This window comes from Bradyrhizobium sp. (assembly GCF_019244115.1).
Taxonomy (GTDB): domain Bacteria; phylum Pseudomonadota; class Alphaproteobacteria; order Rhizobiales; family Xanthobacteraceae; genus Bradyrhizobium.
Genome location: NZ_JAFATE010000374.1, coordinates 1 through 14881 on the forward strand (window position 1 = coordinate 1; position 14881 = coordinate 14881).

The following is a 14881-nucleotide window of genomic DNA, read 5'->3' on the forward strand; positions in this document are numbered from 1 at the left end:
GCGACCGCGGCGGAACGCGCTTCTCAGGCCTCGACCAGATCACGCCCGCCAATGTGGCGAACCTGGTGCGCGCCTGGGACTATCATACCGGCGATCTGGAAAACCGTCCGGCGGCCGCGATGGCACGGACCAAGTTCGAAGCAACGCCGCTGTTCGTTGAAGACAGCCTGGTGTTCTGCACGCCCTTCAACGAGGTGATCGCGCTCGATCCCGGCACCGGGGCGCAGAAATGGCGGTACGACCCGCATGTTTCCAACAGCCTGCGTCCGGCCAATCGCTATGTCTGCCGCGGCCTCGCCTATTGGGTCGACGACCATGCGTCCGAAGGCACTGCCTGCCGCTCGCGGATCCTCATGGGCACCAACGATGTTCGCGTCATCGCGCTCGACGCCAGAACCGGCGCGCCCTGCGAGGATTTTGGCGCGCATGGGGAGGTCAAGATCGATGTCGGCAAGGCGCTGCTCTGGCCCGGCGAGTTCCAGATCACCTCGGCGCCGGTGGTGAGCCGCGGCGTGATCGTGGTCGGCTCCTCGATTGCCGACAATGTGCGCCTCGACGGGCCGCTCGGCGTGGTGCGCGCCTTCGACGTGCGCACCGGAGCGGCGCGCTGGACCTTCGATCCGCTGATCCATGACGGGATCAGCGCCGGCCACAGCAATGTCTGGGCGCCGATGTCCGTGGATGAGGAGCGAGGACTGGTGTTTCTGCCGACCACCTCGCCAAGTCCGGATTTCTGGGGCGGTGACCGGAAGGGCAACAACGAGCACGCCAATTCCCTCGTCGCACTCAGGAGCGAGACCGGTGAACTCGTATGGTCCTTCCAGACCGTGCATCACGACGTCTGGGACTACGATCTGGCGGCACAGCCGACGCTGTCGCGGATCGACACGCCCAGCGGTCCCCGCGACGTCGTGATCGAGCCGACCAAGCAGGGCTTTGTGTTCGTGCTCGAGCGCGACACCGGCAAGCCGGTGTGGCCGGTCGAGGAGCGGCCGGTCCCGCAAGGTGGCGCGCACGGCGAGGCGCTGTCGCCGACGCAGCCGTTCCCGACCCATCTGCCGCCGCTATTGCCGCAGCGTTTTGCGCTTGCAGACACGTTCAAGCCGGTTCCGCTGCTCGGCAACGCCTCCTGCGACGCAGAGCTCCAGACGTTGCGCAATGATGGGCTCTTTACCCCGCCATCGACGCAGGGCACGCTGGAATATCCGATGACCGGTGGCGGCGTGAACTGGGGCAGCGCGGCGTTCGATCCGGTGCGCCAGATCCTCTATGCCAATGTCACGCGCGCGATCCACGTCATCAAGTTGATGCCGGCTTCTGACGCGGCGGATTTCAAGGCGCCGCCGGGCACCGACTTCGGCCCGCAACGCGGCGCACCGTTCGCGATGTTGCGCAAGGTCGCGCTGTCGCGGCTTGGCCTGCCCTGCAATAGCCCGCCCTGGGGCGAGACCGTCGCGCTCGATGTCAGGGCCGGAAAGATCCTCTGGCGTTCGAGCGTCGGCACGACCGAAGATCTCGCGCCGCTCGGCCTCGCCCTCAGATGGGGCACGCCGCTGGTCAACGGCCTTGCGGTCACGGCGGGCGGACTGATTTTTACCGGCGCTGGGGATGCCTATCTGCGCGCGCTCGACGCGGCAACGGGAGAGGAAGTGTGGCAGGGGCGCTTGCCGGTCCCCGGCATCGCCAATCCGATGACCTATCTGTGGAAGGGCGAGCAATACGTCGTGATCTCGGCCGGCGGTCATTCCGAGATCGGCACCTCGCTCGGCGACAGCGTGGTGGCGTTCCGCCTGGCGCGGGCCGGCGAAGCGTCCTCGCTGTGGTCCCGCACGATCGATCGTCCGGGCGGGCGCTTTGCGGCCGGTGCGCTGGCCTTTCTCGTGGCGATCGCAGTGGTCGCGTCTGCGCTCCTCGCCTGGCGTCGAGCCGCCAGGCGGAAGGCTCAACCGCCCGCCTGATCGAACGCGAGGCCGATCCGGTTGTCATTGCACCAGACCCTGCGGCACTGGCGCACGAAATGATCCGCCGAAATCATCAGCGTGACCACCTCGGGCAGGCCGACGGGACTGTCGACGTCGACCCGCGCCCCGGTGTCCGAGATGTTCCGGACGGTACAGTCGATGGCACCGCCACCGGCAAGTGCCAGCGTGCCATGCTTGAACACCCTGTGCCGAGGTGCTCCCCGCTTCTCGATTGCAACTGCTATATTCATGGTCGTGGCCCACACTATACTGGCCCACTTGGCCGTTTGATAATGGAGCAAGCTTAACACGCGCCGGTTGCAACCCTCTGAATCCGTATGCATACGGGGGCGGAGTCGGATTCAGGGACGGTTAACCATGCCCGCCGCGGCTTCACAGCATGGCGAAGGCGCTGGAGCACATCGCCACCGGTTTCCGGTCGGTTGCGGCAAGAAGCGTGACGCGACCAAAGCTCATGGTACGGCCGAGCCGCACCACGCGCGCATCCGCGAGCACGTCCGAGGAGGCGACCGCACGCATGAAATGCGTGGTCTGGTCGACCGTGGTCATCGGCCGGTAGCCGCGGTTTGCCGCGACCATGGCGATGACCATCGCGGTATCGGCCAGGGCCATCAGCGCCTGGCCGCAGACGACGCCGCCATGCCGGCACAGCCGCTCGGAGAAGGCCATGCGCAGGAGCGCGCCGGGCTGCCAGTCGGGACCAGCATCCTCAGGCCGTTCATAGTCGATGCTGTCGACCGACAGGCCGAGGTCGCTGACCCAGGGCGCAAAAACATCGCCAAGAATGCGCCGCGCTTCCTCGATAGTGAATGGTGCAGCCTCGGTTTCCTGTTGCATGAATGGCGGTTCCCTCGATCCAACGGCCTCTGCGGTAATCCAAATCGCGGGACCTGGAAAGGACATCCGGCCCTTCCATGACATGGACCGAAACAAACTGGCCGCTTGGCGCCAGCTGCGGCGCGATGGTAAAGAACCGACGTTAGGATAGGGGAGCGTCTGAAATGAGAAGCTTTCGTTTTGCCGCTGTGGCCATCGTGCTGGCGGCGTCCGCTACGCTGTTGCCGGGGCGCGTCCAAGCGCAAATGGGCGGCGGTGATGGACCCCACATCAACATGCTGGCGGACGGTCCCTCCAAGACGCCCGACGAACTGGAGGCCGAACAGCAGCGGAACCAGGCCTACAAGGACTCGCTGAAGAAGATCCCGGACGCCAAGGGCTCGAATGATCCCTGGGGCGGCGTGCGCACAGCCGATGCGCCCAAGGCCGTGCAGCCCAAGACGGCGGCGTCCGCGAAGCCGAAGAAGGCCGGCAGCAGCGCGAACTGAGGAGGGCTCCGGGCCACGGTTTTCGGACCAGGGCTGACATCGGTCGCCAGCCATCCCTATATTGCGGGAGTGTATCTGCGTCGGAGCCATCGAGATGGCCATTCGCCCGCGCGACCTCGCTTCCCGAATGGGTGGACGGCGCAAGCCGTCCGATGGCTACCTGCGCGAGACCTTCAAGCTGCCGCGTGAACAGGCGCGCCAGAAGGCCCGGGACTTTCTTACGCGCTATCCCAAAGGCGGCTACATGAGCGCGGTCGAAAGCTGGCGGGAATTGCCGGGCGGCGAGATCGAATTCACCATGCGCCGGCTGCCGAGCGCCGACTGAAAGAGTGTGCGGTTGCGCTCGAAGGATGGACGGTTTCAGTTGTCCCGCTCGTCACCGAGCAGCTTGCCGGTCGAGCTGTTGATGAAGTGGATCCGGGTGCAGGCTTTGCACACCACCGACTCGTAGACGAGACGCGGATCGCCCGGCTCGGGCTCGGCAAGCCAATGCTGCACGTTCATCCCGGTTCGCGGACACTTGAACAGCAAGTGAGGCATGTCGGCTGCAAGGCGAGAGCGATCATTTGGAAACTCGCTTGATTGCCGCGCCACGGGTCCGGCGAACGCGAATTTCCGGAACCGGACCACACGCAGATCCGAGTGTCCTTCGAACCGGAAGTTCGCTCACGAACGCGCGGCAGGTGAAGCGAGCTCCACGTTGCGGAAACTAGCGGCGCCCCCCGACGGTGATTTGATCTCGATCAATGTTTGGCGGGCGCGGGATGGGCGAAGGAAGCGGCCTCGGCGCGGTCGTCCAGCGCTTCGCCGACGATGCGGATGCGAAACACCGGGCGCCGCTGTTCGTCGAGCAGCTCCATCTGCCATTCCGAGTTTTGCCTGAGCTTGCGCGAGATTCCGGCGGCCATGTCAGCGCAGGTATTGGTCAACGCGCGCCAGGCGTCATTGCGGTCGGCGCATTCGGTGCCGAGCTCCGATGCACCGGAGTAGCGGCCGTTGCGGATGCGAAAGAAATAGAGCGGCATGCTTGGGCCGACGCGACGGCGGCTCCCGATCGATGAGTTTTTGTGGACGCGGGCAGTGGATGCGCAAAGGCCAGCCAGATCAATCCCGGGCCATTACGGACCGACGCGGCTGCGGCGAACCGACGCAATGGCGCCGTGCGCCGGTCACATTTTCATCGTCTCGGCGACTTGCTCGATCACTCGCTCTCGGTGATTCGGATCAGCCCGTCACCCGTGACGACGGGGCCCTTGGCGGTCAGCGCAACATATCCAAGCGCGACGAGCTTGTTGAGATGGGCTGCGGGGATGCTCGGATCGGGCGCGGTCACCGCAATCTCGATCAGCGAGGCAAACTCTTCCGGAGTGAGAAGTTTTTGCGCGTGGACGGTCATCGTGGAACTCACGCCGGGCGATTCGATGTAACTCACATTGCATTCTAGAAACAGGATGCAAAAATGTCTGCAGTGGTTTTTCCGAAACCGAGGCTCCGCGTTCCGAAAGGGGTCGATGCGATCAGGTTGGGGCGGAGCAGGGCGGGCCCTATTCGAACAGCTTTTCCGGCGCAACCGTGATGCGGTAGGCGATCTCCGTGGAGCCGTCGAAAATCTCCAGCACCTGGTCGCAGAGCGAGCAGCGAAACTCGCCCGCTTGGCCGCGCCGGGTCGCAAGCTCGATGCGCCGGAAACTGGCGTTGCATTGCGGGCAGATGACGTCGCCTCGTCTCATGCAAGGACTATGCACCGATGTCACGACCGTTCCACGACAGCGCGTGTGAATCTGCATACGCCTCGACACACGCACTGCGCGAACGCCGCTGCGCATCGTTGAGCGACAACGCAGGCAGCATCGGGTCTTTGAGGACGCGCCCGAGCGGCAGCGTGCGACGAGGTTCTCGCAGGCAAGGTGCCGATGGCTGGACCGACATCGCCCGGACAAGGGCCAGCATGAACGCGTATCGCCGCGAGATCGACCGCGCTTTTAGAATGAGTTTACGAAGCGCTCCCGCCCAGCTTGCTTAAGAGAAGGTTGACGGGAACTATGTTCTCGTCCGGAGAACATCGGGGCCGGCCTGACGTGACAGGAATTGCCCGCACTCGCCTCTCGGGTGATGGTTGGTACGCATGCAATCGCCGCGACCTCAGGCCGGCGGCAGTTGCTCGAAGGCGACCCCGATCCGCTTCTCCCTGCGCCAGACGATGTGACAGGCCCGCTGCGAGCCGTCGCTTGCGATGGCCAGCGTGAAGCGATCTGGAAACCACAGCGGGCTGTTGATCTCGAGCGCGGCGCCCGAGGCAGACAGGTTCCGGACCGTGCAGGGAATCGCATTGCCGCTGAACTCGATCGTGCCGGCCTTGAAGACGCGGAAGCGCTGCGCGCGGCGGTGCTCTGGATCATCTGCAGGTTCCATGACGAGAAGCGATCTTCGAATTTGAGCTGTCCCTGGCGATGGCGCTGCACTCACGCCAGCGACATATTGCGAGCGCTATCGGAGTGTAATTGTCAATTGCCTGCGCTCCGCCACGCGAGGCGATGCTTACGAAGGCTACGCTCCGACACCGGCGAATTGAATAAAAGCCCGACACGGCGCCTCAAGTCTCCACGATGTCATCTGATGGTTGCGGCATCAGGCGCTGCTCGCGAAGAGTTGCCGCCGGTCGGCGGCCGCGCGCGCCTGATTCGCTCTGTTCAGAACACGGAAAGCGGGTAAAATATTTTAGCGATTCTACTCTGTGGGGAGATTGCGGCAGACATGGCGAAGTCATCCAAGCTGGTCGCGGCAAAGCGCGGACGTGTTCTCCTGGTCAGGCGGCGGAGCGACCGGCGCTGGATGTTTCCCGGTGGCCGGAGGAGGGACCGCGAGGATGCCAAGGCCTGCCTGCGCCGCGAGATCAAGGAAGAGCTCCCCAAGCTGAAGCTTGGCCGGCTGCGGCTATGGAAGGAGGTCAAGGCCAAGAACCGGCGCACGGGCCGCAAGATGAGCGATGCGATTTTCATCGCCAAGAAAGCCAGTGGCGCGCTCGCGATCGGCGACAAGCACGAGATCGATCGCGCCTCATGGATCAAGCCGCGCAGCAGCGTCCGCCTCACGGCGACCTCGCGCTACATCAGGGACAAGCTGTTTCCCAAGTGAATCTTCAAGTGAAGGATCGACTGAACGATCAGGCGTGAAGCTCAAGCAAATGACTTCGGCCTGCCTCAGTCTGCGGTGTCATCGTTTCAGAGTTGCGCTGAGACTGTGTGCAACCTCGTTAATTAGCTAATCGGAACATCCTTAGATATCGGATTAGCAGGCCCGTAACTTGCAGCGACCACAATCGTATGCGGTGGAACGGGGGGACCCGCAGAATGCGCCATGCGATCGCAATCATTCGCAACGCGGTTTTTCTCATCGTGGCGGGGCTGTTCGTAGTCACGGTGGTCTGGGCACAATTCATCTGCTCGCTGATTCCATCCATCGGCACGCAGTGCCGTGGACCGGAATTGGACGCATGGATGGTGCCGTTCTTTCTGGCGCCGTTCGGCGTTCCCGCCCTGATCAGCTCGATCGCGATCCTGGCCAGCGCCGGCCGCCGGCTCAGCATGATGCGGAGCCGCAGGGCGGCCTGACAGGCGCGACCTTCGGAGGCGGCAGTCCGGAGCGAGGCGCGAGACGTTGCCGCTCGCCTACTCGAACATCCTCTCAGGTACGACCGTGAGACGATAGGCGACCTCGGTCGAACCATCGAACATCTCCAGGACCTGGTTGCAGACCTGACAGCGATAGACGCCCGCCTGACCGCGCTTCGAGACGAGTTCGATCCGCCGATAGCCGGCGGCGCATTCGGGGCATTGGATGTCGGTCTTCTTCATGCGGCGCGTATGTCCTGAAATCGGCGGCCCGGCAAGCAAGGGGAGGGCCGGCTGTCACCTTCGGCGCGGACTTGATCCTCGAACGGCCGGCACTGGCAAGCGATGGCGCCGTTCCTGCAGCAAACCTTTTCGCGATCGAGATGTCTTTCTGCGGGCGGCAACCATGTCTGGTCAAGACCCGCTGTTCGGGATCTTCGATAATGCGCGCGGAGCTTAGAGGTTCGGTGTCGCTTGCTTGCCAGCCGGTGCCGCTTCAGCGATGGTGCGTCCGCCTTGTGATGTGCAACACGGCCCGCAGGGAGACGTACACGCGTTCCGGATGCGGCAGGCTAGGTTCCCGGCTCCACGTCGGGAGCGCGCGGGCTGGCATCCATCTTCGCGACCCGCACCTCGTCCAGTTTCTCGTTGAACTCGGCGGCTTTGGCCGCGAGTACCATGGCCACTTCGGGATTACTCGTTTCTTTTGCAAACCTGAGGAGAGAGGCGGCCTGCCGGATGAAATAATTCTTGTGAGGCATTGCACTGCCTTCTCCGTATGTCCAAACTCCGTACGCCCCTGAAAGACATCACGCATGAACACGGATTCCGTTCCGCAGCGTAAGTACAAAATTGTACATAGTTAGCAGTTTGCGCCGCCGGCAAGCAGGGGCAGGGTCCGGGTTTCCCCGAGGCGGTTTGTTTGAGGCGTAGCGGTGGTTTGGCGGCCGACATTGCAGGAAATCGAAGCTGCGGCCCGCGTTCCGCACGATGTGGGCCTCCGCCACCATTGGTGGGAACCATCCGGAAAACATATGGCGAACTCGCCGCTACCGACGCGGTCGGCAAGGCGGAGTTCGACGCGATCGTGGAACGGGTGCTGATGGCCGGCCCACGCGGCCCGCGATGAGGCCCGGGCAAAAGGGCTTAGATATCAAAGTGTTTATTGCCGGATGAACGCAAACCGAATGGCAAGGAAGAATGGCAAGGAAGGATGGCAAGGAAAAATGGCAAGGGAAAATTGAGGCTCCGGGCGCAAAAGAACATATTGCGAACAGGGAACAAATAGGGTACGTTGGTTTTCACCGCCGGCCAATACCACCCAGCGTTTGTCCATCCGGCGAATCCCCGCCATAAGGAGCATCACCCATGTCCGCCAACGCCCTGCGTATCGTCGAAGGATCCTCCATGGACAAGAGTAAGGCCCTCTCCGCTGCGCTGTCCCAGATCGAGCGCCAGTTCGGCAAGGGCAGTGTGATGAAGCTCGGCAAGAACGACCGCTCGATGGATGTCGAGACGGTGTCGTCCGGCTCGCTCGGGCTCGACATTGCGCTCGGCATCGGGGGTCTGCCGAAGGGCCGCATCGTGGAAATCTATGGGCCGGAATCCTCGGGGAAAACGACGCTGGCGCTGCACACGGTGGCGGAAGGGCAGAAAAAGGGCGGCATCTGTGCCTTCATCGATGCGGAGCATGCGCTCGATCCGGTCTATGCGCGCAAGCTTGGCGTTAATATCGACGAGCTCTTGATCTCGCAGCCCGACACCGGCGAGCAGGCGCTGGAAATCTGCGACACGCTGGTGCGCTCCGGCGCGGTCGACGTGCTGGTGGTCGATTCGGTCGCGGCGCTGGTGCCGAAGGCCGAGCTCGAGGGGGAGATGGGCGAGTCGCTGCCGGGGCTGCAGGCGCGGCTGATGAGCCAGGCGCTGCGCAAGCTCACCGCCTCGATCAACAAGTCCAACACCATGGTGATCTTCATCAACCAGATCCGCATGAAGATCGGCGTGATGTACGGTTCGCCGGAGACCACCACCGGCGGCAATGCGCTGAAATTCTACTCCTCCGTGCGCCTCGACATCCGCCGCATCGGGGCGATCAAGGAACGGGACGAGGTGGTCGGCAACACCACGCGCGTAAAGGTGGTGAAGAACAAGCTGGCTCCGCCGTTCAAGCAGGTCGAATTCGACATCATGTATGGCGAGGGCGTCTCAAAAATGGGCGAGATCCTCGATCTCGGGGTCAAGGCCGGCATCGTGGAAAAGTCCGGCGCCTGGTTCTCCTATGACAGCCAGAGGCTCGGCCAGGGCCGCGAGAATTCCAAGGCGTTCCTGCGCGCCAATCCCGACATCACCGCCAAGATCGAGACCTCGATCCGCCAGAACTCCGGACTGATCGCCGAGCAGATCCTCGCCGGCACCGCCGAGCGCGACGCCGACGGCGAGGAGCCGGCGGAGGGCTAATTTGAAATCGACATTTGGAACTCGAGCGGGGATCGCTTGAGTGCGGCACGCGGGCGCTGCGGACATTGAGTTGCCGATGTCTTCAGCGCCCGTCGTTGTCTGGGCCTGCCATTTTTTAAGGTTTTTGCCCCGGCGTTTGAGGCCGTTATGTCCTGGAATGCGGCTTGCCCGTCGGCCGTTCGGAGGCGAACATGACGCGCCTTATCCTGACAACGGAGGACTCCGGAGCCGGGGCTCTCATGCGGGCGGGTTTCGCCGACCTCGTCATTCCCTTTGGCTTTCGCTTTGTCTGGGGACCGCTGCCGTCGGATGCGGAGCTTGCGAGGTTGCTCGCGCCGCGTGCGCCGGAACAGGATCCTGCGATCCCTTATTGGCTGCATTTTCTCGACCGGCGTCGTCGCGGCATACTCGGTCGGAAGGGGCTCGGATTGATCGAACTCTGCGAGGTGTGTGAGAGGGTCGAATTGTGGATCGATCCGATGCCGAATGCCCAACTGATGCTGATCCAGCTCCTGGATTATGTCCACTCTCACGCAAAACCCGCGCCAAAGCTGATGTTGGTTCAGGCGAGCGTCGTGATTGGCAACATGCTCCCGGACGAGCTCTCCAAATGGACGCCAGCCGCAGTCGAAGTGTCCACAGATCATTTCGAGATCGCCAGTCGCGCGTGGCAAGCCTATCGTCGGCCGACGCCGCAGGACTGATGCGATCTCCTGGATCAGGATCTCAGCACGTTGCCGCAGCTTGGGCAGGCCGTGCTGGAGCTTCTGGAGGAGCTGCCCATGCCCACAACGGGACTGGGCGCGACCGAAATGCGGATGCTGGAGCTGGTATCGGCTGGCGCGACACATCCCTCCGACGTCTTTCCCGGCTAGAGGAAGCCCAATAAGCGTCGCGTGTTCGGCTATTGGGAAGTCGGATCGCTGCTGGACGGGCTGGCGCGCGGTTCAGCGCCGGCCGTGTCCGGGTTGGACGAGGGACCATTTACCGAGGAGATGCACGATGATGGCGATCGTCATGCGCGGTACAAGAGCAGCACACTTGCGCTGACCGCCCTGGGCGAGGCTGTTCTGGCGCAGACCGAGGATTTCAGCCGGCACAATCAGCTCCATCGCTGGTGGGGCGGGACCGAGTTGACCAGTGACCACCTGTGGCGCTGGGACGCGGCGAATCGCACTCTGATCGCGCCGTAGTCCAGCCCCCTTGAAATGCCAACGGACGTTGACACTGACTTTCCACTTCGTCATGGCCGGGCAAAAGCGCGAAGCGCGTCGTCGCGCAGATGTCCTGGCCATCCACGTCTTGGAAGCATCAAGTAAGGCGTGGATGCCCGGCACAAAGGCCGGGCATGACGAGCCGTAGGCCGAGGCCGTTGGTGCTACTCCGCGGCTTCAGCGTAATCCGTCACCGGCGGGCAGGAGCAGACCAGGTTGCGGTCGCCAAAAACGTTGTCGACGCGGCCGACCGGGCTCCAATATTTGTCGGTGCGTGAGACCCCGTCGGGGAAGCAGCCTTCGCTGCGGCGATAGGGCCGCTTCCAGTCGTCATCGGCAATGTCGTGCACCGTGTGCGGCGCATGGCGCAGCGGCGAATCCTCGATTTTGAAGCGGCCTTGTTCGACCTCGCCGATCTCCTGACGAATTGCGATCATTGCGTCGCAGAACCGGTCGAGCTCGGTCTTGGATTCCGATTCGGTCGGTTCGATCATCAGCGTGCCCGGGACCGGAAAGCTCATGGTCGGCGCATGAAAACCGTAATCGATCAGGCGTTTGGCGATGTCATCGACGGTGACGCCAGAGCTCGCCTTCAGCGGCCGGGGATCGACGATGCATTCATGCGCGACGCGGCCTTTGGCGTTGCGATAGAGCACCGGGAAATGCGGATCGAGCCGCTTTGCGATGTAATTGGCGTTCAGGATCGCAGTTTCAGTGGCGCGCGCGAGCCCTTCGCCGCCCATCATCAGAATGTAGATGTAGGAGATGGTGAGGATCGAGGCGGAGCTGAACGGCGCGGCCGAAACGGGACCGACCGCGTGAGGCGTGGCGCCGTCGGTCGCTGGATGGCCCGGCAGGTACGGCGCAAGGTGCGCCTTGACCCCGATCGGGCCCATGCCGGGGCCGCCGCCACCATGCGGGATGCAAAACGTCTTGTGCAGGTTGAGATGGCTGACATCGGCGCCATAGTCGCCGGGCCGGGCGAGGCCGACCTGCGCGTTCAAATTGGCGCCGTCGAGATAGACCTGGCCGCCATGGCCGTGCACGATCTCGCAGATCTCGGTGATGTGCTCCTCGAACACGCCGTGGGTCGAGGGATAGGTGATCATGATCGCGGCGAGATTCTTTCCATGAGCGTCGGCCTTGGCGCGCAGATCATCGACATCGACGTCGCCGCGCGCGTCGCAGGCAACCACCACGACCTCCATCCCCGCCATGTGCGCCGAGGCCGGATTGGTGCCATGGGCCGAGGAGGGGATCAGGCAGACTTTGCGGTGGGCCTCGCCGCGCGCGGCGTGATAGGCGCGGATCGCCAGGAGGCCGGCATATTCGCCCTGCGCGCCGGAGTTCGGCTGCAGCGAGATCGCGTCATAGCCCGTGATCTCGCAGAGCCATTGTTCGAGACGCGCAAACAGCGCGTGATAGCCCTTCGCCTGCTCGGTGGGCGCGAATGGATGCAGCTGGCAAAATTCCGGCCAGGTCAGCGGGACCATCTCGGTGGTCGCATTCAGCTTCATGGTGCACGACCCCAGCGGGATCATCGCGCGGTCCAGCGCAAGATCGCGATCACTGAGCTTGCGCATGTAGCGCAGCATCTCGGTCTCCGAGCGATGCGCATGGAACACCGGATGGCTTAGGAAGTGACTCACCCGCTTCAATTCGGCGGGCAGGCTTTCGCGCGCGCTGGCCTCGACTTCGGCATAGGAGAGCTCGCCGCCGAAGGCGCGCCACACCGCCTCCACGACTTCCGCGGTCGTGGTCTCATCGAGCGCGATGCGAAGGCTGCGCTCGCCGATCCCAAAATTGATGGTCTCGGCCAAGGCGCGGCCGACGATCTCGTCGCGGCGCGCGCCGACATCGACCGTGACGGTATCGAAGAAGCTTTCCGCAGCCAGCGCAAAGCCGAGCTTGCGCAAGCCCGCCGCCAGCACCGCCGCACGGCGCTGCACCGTGCGCGCAATTGCCGTGAGGCCCTCGGGGCCGTGATAGACGGCATACATCGACGCGATCACCGCGAGCAGCACCTGCGCCGTGCAGATATTTGAGGTCGCCTTTTCGCGGCGGATATGCTGCTCGCGGGTCTGCAGCGCCAGCCGATAGGCCGGCGCGCCACGGGAGTCCACCGAAAGCCCGACGATGCGGCCGGGCAGCGAACGCTTCAGCGAATCGCGCACCGCCATGAAGGCGGCGTGCGGCCCGCCATACCCCATCGGCACGCCAAAACGCTGCGCCGATCCGATCGCAATGTCGGCGCCGAGATCGCCGGGCGAGGCGATGAGAGTCAAGGCGAGCAGGTCGGCGGCGATGATCGCGAGCGCGCCCTTGGCATGCAGCGCCGCGATCGCGCCGCGCGGATCGCGCAAGGCGCCCGTCGTATCGGGATATTGCAGCAGGCCGCCGAACACCTCCGCCTTGTCGAGATCGGTGGCGGGATCGCCTGTTATCAATGTCCAGCCGAGCGGCTCGGCGCGGGTGCGCAGCACCGCGAGCGTCTGCGGATGCACATTTTGGTCGACGAAGAACGCCTTGCTCCTGCCGTGCGAGACCCGCTCGGCCAGCGCCATCGCCTCGGCCGCGGCCGTCGCCTCATCGAGCAACGAGGCGTTCGCCACATCGAGACCGGTCAAATCGCAGATCATGGTCTGGAAGTTGAAGAGCGCCTCCAGCCGGCCCTGGCTGATTTCCGGCTGATAGGGCGTGTAGGCCGTGTACCAGGCCGGATTTTCCAGAATGTTGCGCTGGATCACCGCCGGCAGGATGGTGCCCGAATAGCCCTGGCCGATCAGCGAAATCAAGGGGCGGTTCTGCGCGGCGAGCGTGCGCATGTGGAGCAGCGCCTCGCTCTCGCTCAGGGGCCGGCCGAGATCGAGCGGCGCCTTTTGCCGGATCGCGCCCGGCAGCGTGTCGCTCACCAGCTGGCTGAGGCTCTTTGCGCCGATCGTGTCCAGCATCGCGGCGACGTCGCGCGGCGAGGGGCCGATGTGACGGCGCGCGAAGGAAGTCTCGGGCTCACTGGTCGGCTTGAAGGGGGCGTTCATGAGTGCTTCCTCTAATCGTCGTCATGCCCCGCGAAAGCGGGGCATCCAGTAACCACTGGCATCGAAACCGAACTGAGCTGCCGCGGCGTACTGGATCGTCCGCTTTCGCGGACGATGACAGTTGAATGGGTGGTGACGATCGCGTTCATTGCCCTCAAGCCGTGTGCGCCTTGTAGGCGGCCTCATCCATCAGGCCGCCGAGCTCACTTTTGTCCGCGATCCTGAGCTTGAAGAACCAGGCCTTGCCGGCGGCGTCCGAATTGACCAGCGCGGGCTCTTCCGTGATTGCCTGGTTCACCTCGACCACTTCGCCCGAGATCGGCGCGTAGACGTCGGAGGCGGCCTTCACCGATTCCACCACCGCCGCGGCTTCCGCCTTCTTCAGCTGACGTCCGACCTTGGGCAGCTCCACGAACACGACATCGCCGAGCTGCGATTGCGCGTAGTCGGTGATCCCGATGGTGGCGACATCGCCGTCGATCTGCAGCCATTCATGGTCGGACGTAAACAGCGTGGTCATGCGATACCCTTGTTCTTCAGCGCTTGTAGGTGTTCTTGACGAACGGCGTGGCCGCGACGCGGAGAGCTAAGCGCTGTCCGCGCACCTCGGCGAAGACTTTTGTGTCGATGGCGGCCAGTGCGGCCGGCAGATAGCCCATCGCGACCGGCGCATTCAGCGTCGGGCCAAAACCGCCCGAGGTGACCTTGCCGACTGGCTCGGCTGCGCCTTCGTCGGCAAACAGGTTCGCGCCTTCGCGCACTGGTGCGCGACCTTCCGGCTTGAGGCCGACGCGGCGGCGCGGCGCGCCGGCGCCAAACTGAGCCAGGATTTTTTCGGCCCCCAAAAAGCCGCCGGCGCGCTGCCCGCCCGGACGGCGGACTTTTTGCACGGACCATTCCAGCGTGGCCTCGACCGGCGTGGTCGTGGTGTCGATGTCGTGACCATAGAGACAAAGCCCGGCCTCGAGCCGGAGGCTGTCGCGCGCGCCGAGCCCGATCGGCTGCACGTCAGCCTCGGCCAATAGTGCGCGGGTGAGCTCCTCGGCGCTGGTGGCCGCAACGGAGATCTCAAAGCCGTCCTCGCCGGTGTAGCCGGAGCGGGAGACGATGCAATCCAGCCCCATCACCTTGCGCGGGCCGGCATCCATGAAGCGCATCGCGGGCGCCTCTGCACAAAATTTCGCCAGCACGGTCTCGGCCTTCGGTCCCTGCAGCGCGATCAGTGCACGCTCGTCAAGCGGCTCGATCACGCAG

The 14881-nt window shown here is 64.0% G+C and carries 21 protein-coding genes; 9 read left to right on the top strand and 12 right to left on the bottom strand.

What is annotated here, in order from left to right:
• On the top strand, positions 1-1958 hold a 1958-nt coding region (locus tag JOZ76_RS16460; protein ID WP_291699770.1), incomplete at its 5' end, for a pyrroloquinoline quinone-dependent dehydrogenase.
• Here the strand turns inward: JOZ76_RS16460 and JOZ76_RS16465 are convergent.
• Both JOZ76_RS16465 and JOZ76_RS16470 read right to left on the bottom strand, forming a co-directional pair.
• Positions 1943-2212, bottom strand: coding sequence for a PilZ domain-containing protein (locus tag JOZ76_RS16465; protein WP_441300044.1), 270 nt, complete (start codon positions 2210-2212; stop codon positions 1943-1945). The two genes, JOZ76_RS16460 and JOZ76_RS16465, sit on opposite strands and share 16 nt — an antisense overlap.
• A gap of 142 nt (positions 2213-2354) precedes the next feature.
• Complete coding sequence (locus tag JOZ76_RS16470; RefSeq protein ID WP_291699771.1) at positions 2355-2819, bottom strand: PaaI family thioesterase; 465 nt, start codon at positions 2817-2819, stop codon at positions 2355-2357.
• Positions 2820-2983: 164 nt separating this feature from the next.
• Here JOZ76_RS16470 and JOZ76_RS16475 point away from each other — a divergent pair, with 164 nt between their 5' ends.
• Together JOZ76_RS16475 and JOZ76_RS16480 are read left to right on the top strand one after the other, a co-directional pair.
• The gene (locus tag JOZ76_RS16475; RefSeq protein ID WP_291699772.1) at positions 2984-3307 is read left to right on the top strand and encodes a hypothetical protein; all 324 of its coding nucleotides are present in this window, start codon (positions 2984-2986) and stop codon (positions 3305-3307) included.
• A 94-nt stretch (positions 3308-3401) separates the two neighbouring features.
• Complete coding sequence (locus JOZ76_RS16480; protein WP_291699773.1) at positions 3402-3632, top strand: hypothetical protein; 231 nt, start codon at positions 3402-3404, stop codon at positions 3630-3632.
• Between the two features lie 35 nt (positions 3633-3667).
• On the opposite strand, the gene JOZ76_RS16485 is transcribed toward JOZ76_RS16480, so the two are convergent.
• The 5 genes from JOZ76_RS16485 to JOZ76_RS16505 all read right to left on the bottom strand — a co-directional run bounded on the left by JOZ76_RS16485 (position 3668) and on the right by JOZ76_RS16505 (position 5719).
• A complete protein-coding gene (locus JOZ76_RS16485; protein ID WP_366114051.1) occupies positions 3668-3811 on the bottom strand; it encodes a hypothetical protein in 144 nt (47 codons plus the stop codon).
• Between the two features lie 239 nt (positions 3812-4050).
• Positions 4051-4332 carry a DUF6894 family protein gene (locus JOZ76_RS16490; RefSeq protein WP_291699775.1) on the bottom strand — a complete coding sequence of 94 codons (282 nt, stop codon included), beginning with the start codon at positions 4330-4332 and terminating at the stop codon, positions 4051-4053.
• Positions 4333-4508: 176 nt separating this feature from the next.
• Complete coding sequence (locus tag JOZ76_RS16495) at positions 4509-4703, bottom strand: hypothetical protein (protein ID WP_291699776.1); 195 nt, start codon at positions 4701-4703, stop codon at positions 4509-4511.
• Between the two features lie 148 nt (positions 4704-4851).
• Complete coding sequence (locus tag JOZ76_RS16500; RefSeq protein ID WP_291699777.1) at positions 4852-5037, bottom strand: hypothetical protein; 186 nt, start codon at positions 5035-5037, stop codon at positions 4852-4854.
• Between the two features lie 412 nt (positions 5038-5449).
• Entirely contained in the window at positions 5450-5719 is a 270-nt protein-coding gene (locus tag JOZ76_RS16505; RefSeq protein WP_291699778.1) for a PilZ domain-containing protein, read from the bottom strand.
• 342 nt (positions 5720-6061) lie between these two features.
• On the opposite strand from JOZ76_RS16505, the gene JOZ76_RS16510 reads away from it, so the two are divergent.
• Together JOZ76_RS16510 and JOZ76_RS16515 are read left to right on the top strand one after the other, a co-directional pair.
• A complete protein-coding gene (locus tag JOZ76_RS16510) occupies positions 6062-6442 on the top strand; it encodes an NUDIX hydrolase (RefSeq protein ID WP_291699779.1) in 381 nt (126 codons plus the stop codon).
• A gap of 215 nt (positions 6443-6657) precedes the next feature.
• Complete coding sequence (locus tag JOZ76_RS16515; protein ID WP_291699780.1) at positions 6658-6918, top strand: hypothetical protein; 261 nt, start codon at positions 6658-6660, stop codon at positions 6916-6918.
• 57 nt (positions 6919-6975) lie between these two features.
• On the opposite strand, the gene JOZ76_RS16520 is transcribed toward JOZ76_RS16515, so the two are convergent.
• Both JOZ76_RS16520 and JOZ76_RS16525 read right to left on the bottom strand, forming a co-directional pair.
• The gene (locus JOZ76_RS16520; RefSeq protein ID WP_291699781.1) at positions 6976-7161 is read right to left on the bottom strand and encodes a hypothetical protein; all 186 of its coding nucleotides are present in this window, start codon (positions 7159-7161) and stop codon (positions 6976-6978) included.
• Positions 7162-7490: 329 nt separating this feature from the next.
• The gene (locus JOZ76_RS16525) at positions 7491-7679 is read right to left on the bottom strand and encodes a hypothetical protein (protein ID WP_291699782.1); all 189 of its coding nucleotides are present in this window, start codon (positions 7677-7679) and stop codon (positions 7491-7493) included.
• A 607-nt stretch (positions 7680-8286) separates the two neighbouring features.
• On the opposite strand from JOZ76_RS16525, the gene recA reads away from it, so the two are divergent.
• The 4 genes from recA to JOZ76_RS16545 all read left to right on the top strand — a co-directional run bounded on the left by recA (position 8287) and on the right by JOZ76_RS16545 (position 10568).
• A complete protein-coding gene (gene recA, locus JOZ76_RS16530; protein ID WP_291699783.1) occupies positions 8287-9375 on the top strand; it encodes a recombinase RecA in 1089 nt (362 codons plus the stop codon).
• Positions 9376-9566: 191 nt separating this feature from the next.
• Positions 9567-10079, top strand: coding sequence for a hypothetical protein (locus JOZ76_RS16535; RefSeq protein ID WP_291699784.1), 513 nt, complete (start codon positions 9567-9569; stop codon positions 10077-10079).
• A gap of 30 nt (positions 10080-10109) precedes the next feature.
• Entirely contained in the window at positions 10110-10250 is a 141-nt protein-coding gene (locus JOZ76_RS16540; protein ID WP_291699786.1) for a hypothetical protein, read from the top strand.
• A 21-nt stretch (positions 10251-10271) separates the two neighbouring features.
• The gene (locus tag JOZ76_RS16545) at positions 10272-10568 is read left to right on the top strand and encodes a hypothetical protein (protein WP_291699788.1); all 297 of its coding nucleotides are present in this window, start codon (positions 10272-10274) and stop codon (positions 10566-10568) included.
• 185 nt (positions 10569-10753) lie between these two features.
• Here the strand turns inward: JOZ76_RS16545 and gcvP are convergent, their stop codons facing one another.
• The 3 genes from gcvP to JOZ76_RS16560 form a co-directional block, all read right to left on the bottom strand.
• On the bottom strand, positions 10754-13627 hold the full coding sequence (gene gcvP / locus JOZ76_RS16550) for an aminomethyl-transferring glycine dehydrogenase (protein ID WP_291699790.1): 2874 nt from the start codon (positions 13625-13627) through the stop codon (positions 10754-10756).
• A 154-nt stretch (positions 13628-13781) separates the two neighbouring features.
• Positions 13782-14147 (bottom strand): glycine cleavage system protein GcvH, encoded by a 366-nt coding sequence (gcvH, locus tag JOZ76_RS16555; protein WP_291699792.1) that lies wholly within the window; start codon positions 14145-14147, stop codon positions 13782-13784.
• Between the two features lie 16 nt (positions 14148-14163).
• Positions 14164-14881, bottom strand: a 718-nt coding sequence (locus JOZ76_RS16560; RefSeq protein WP_291699794.1) for a glycine cleavage T C-terminal barrel domain-containing protein, incomplete at its 5' end; no start/stop codon positions are given.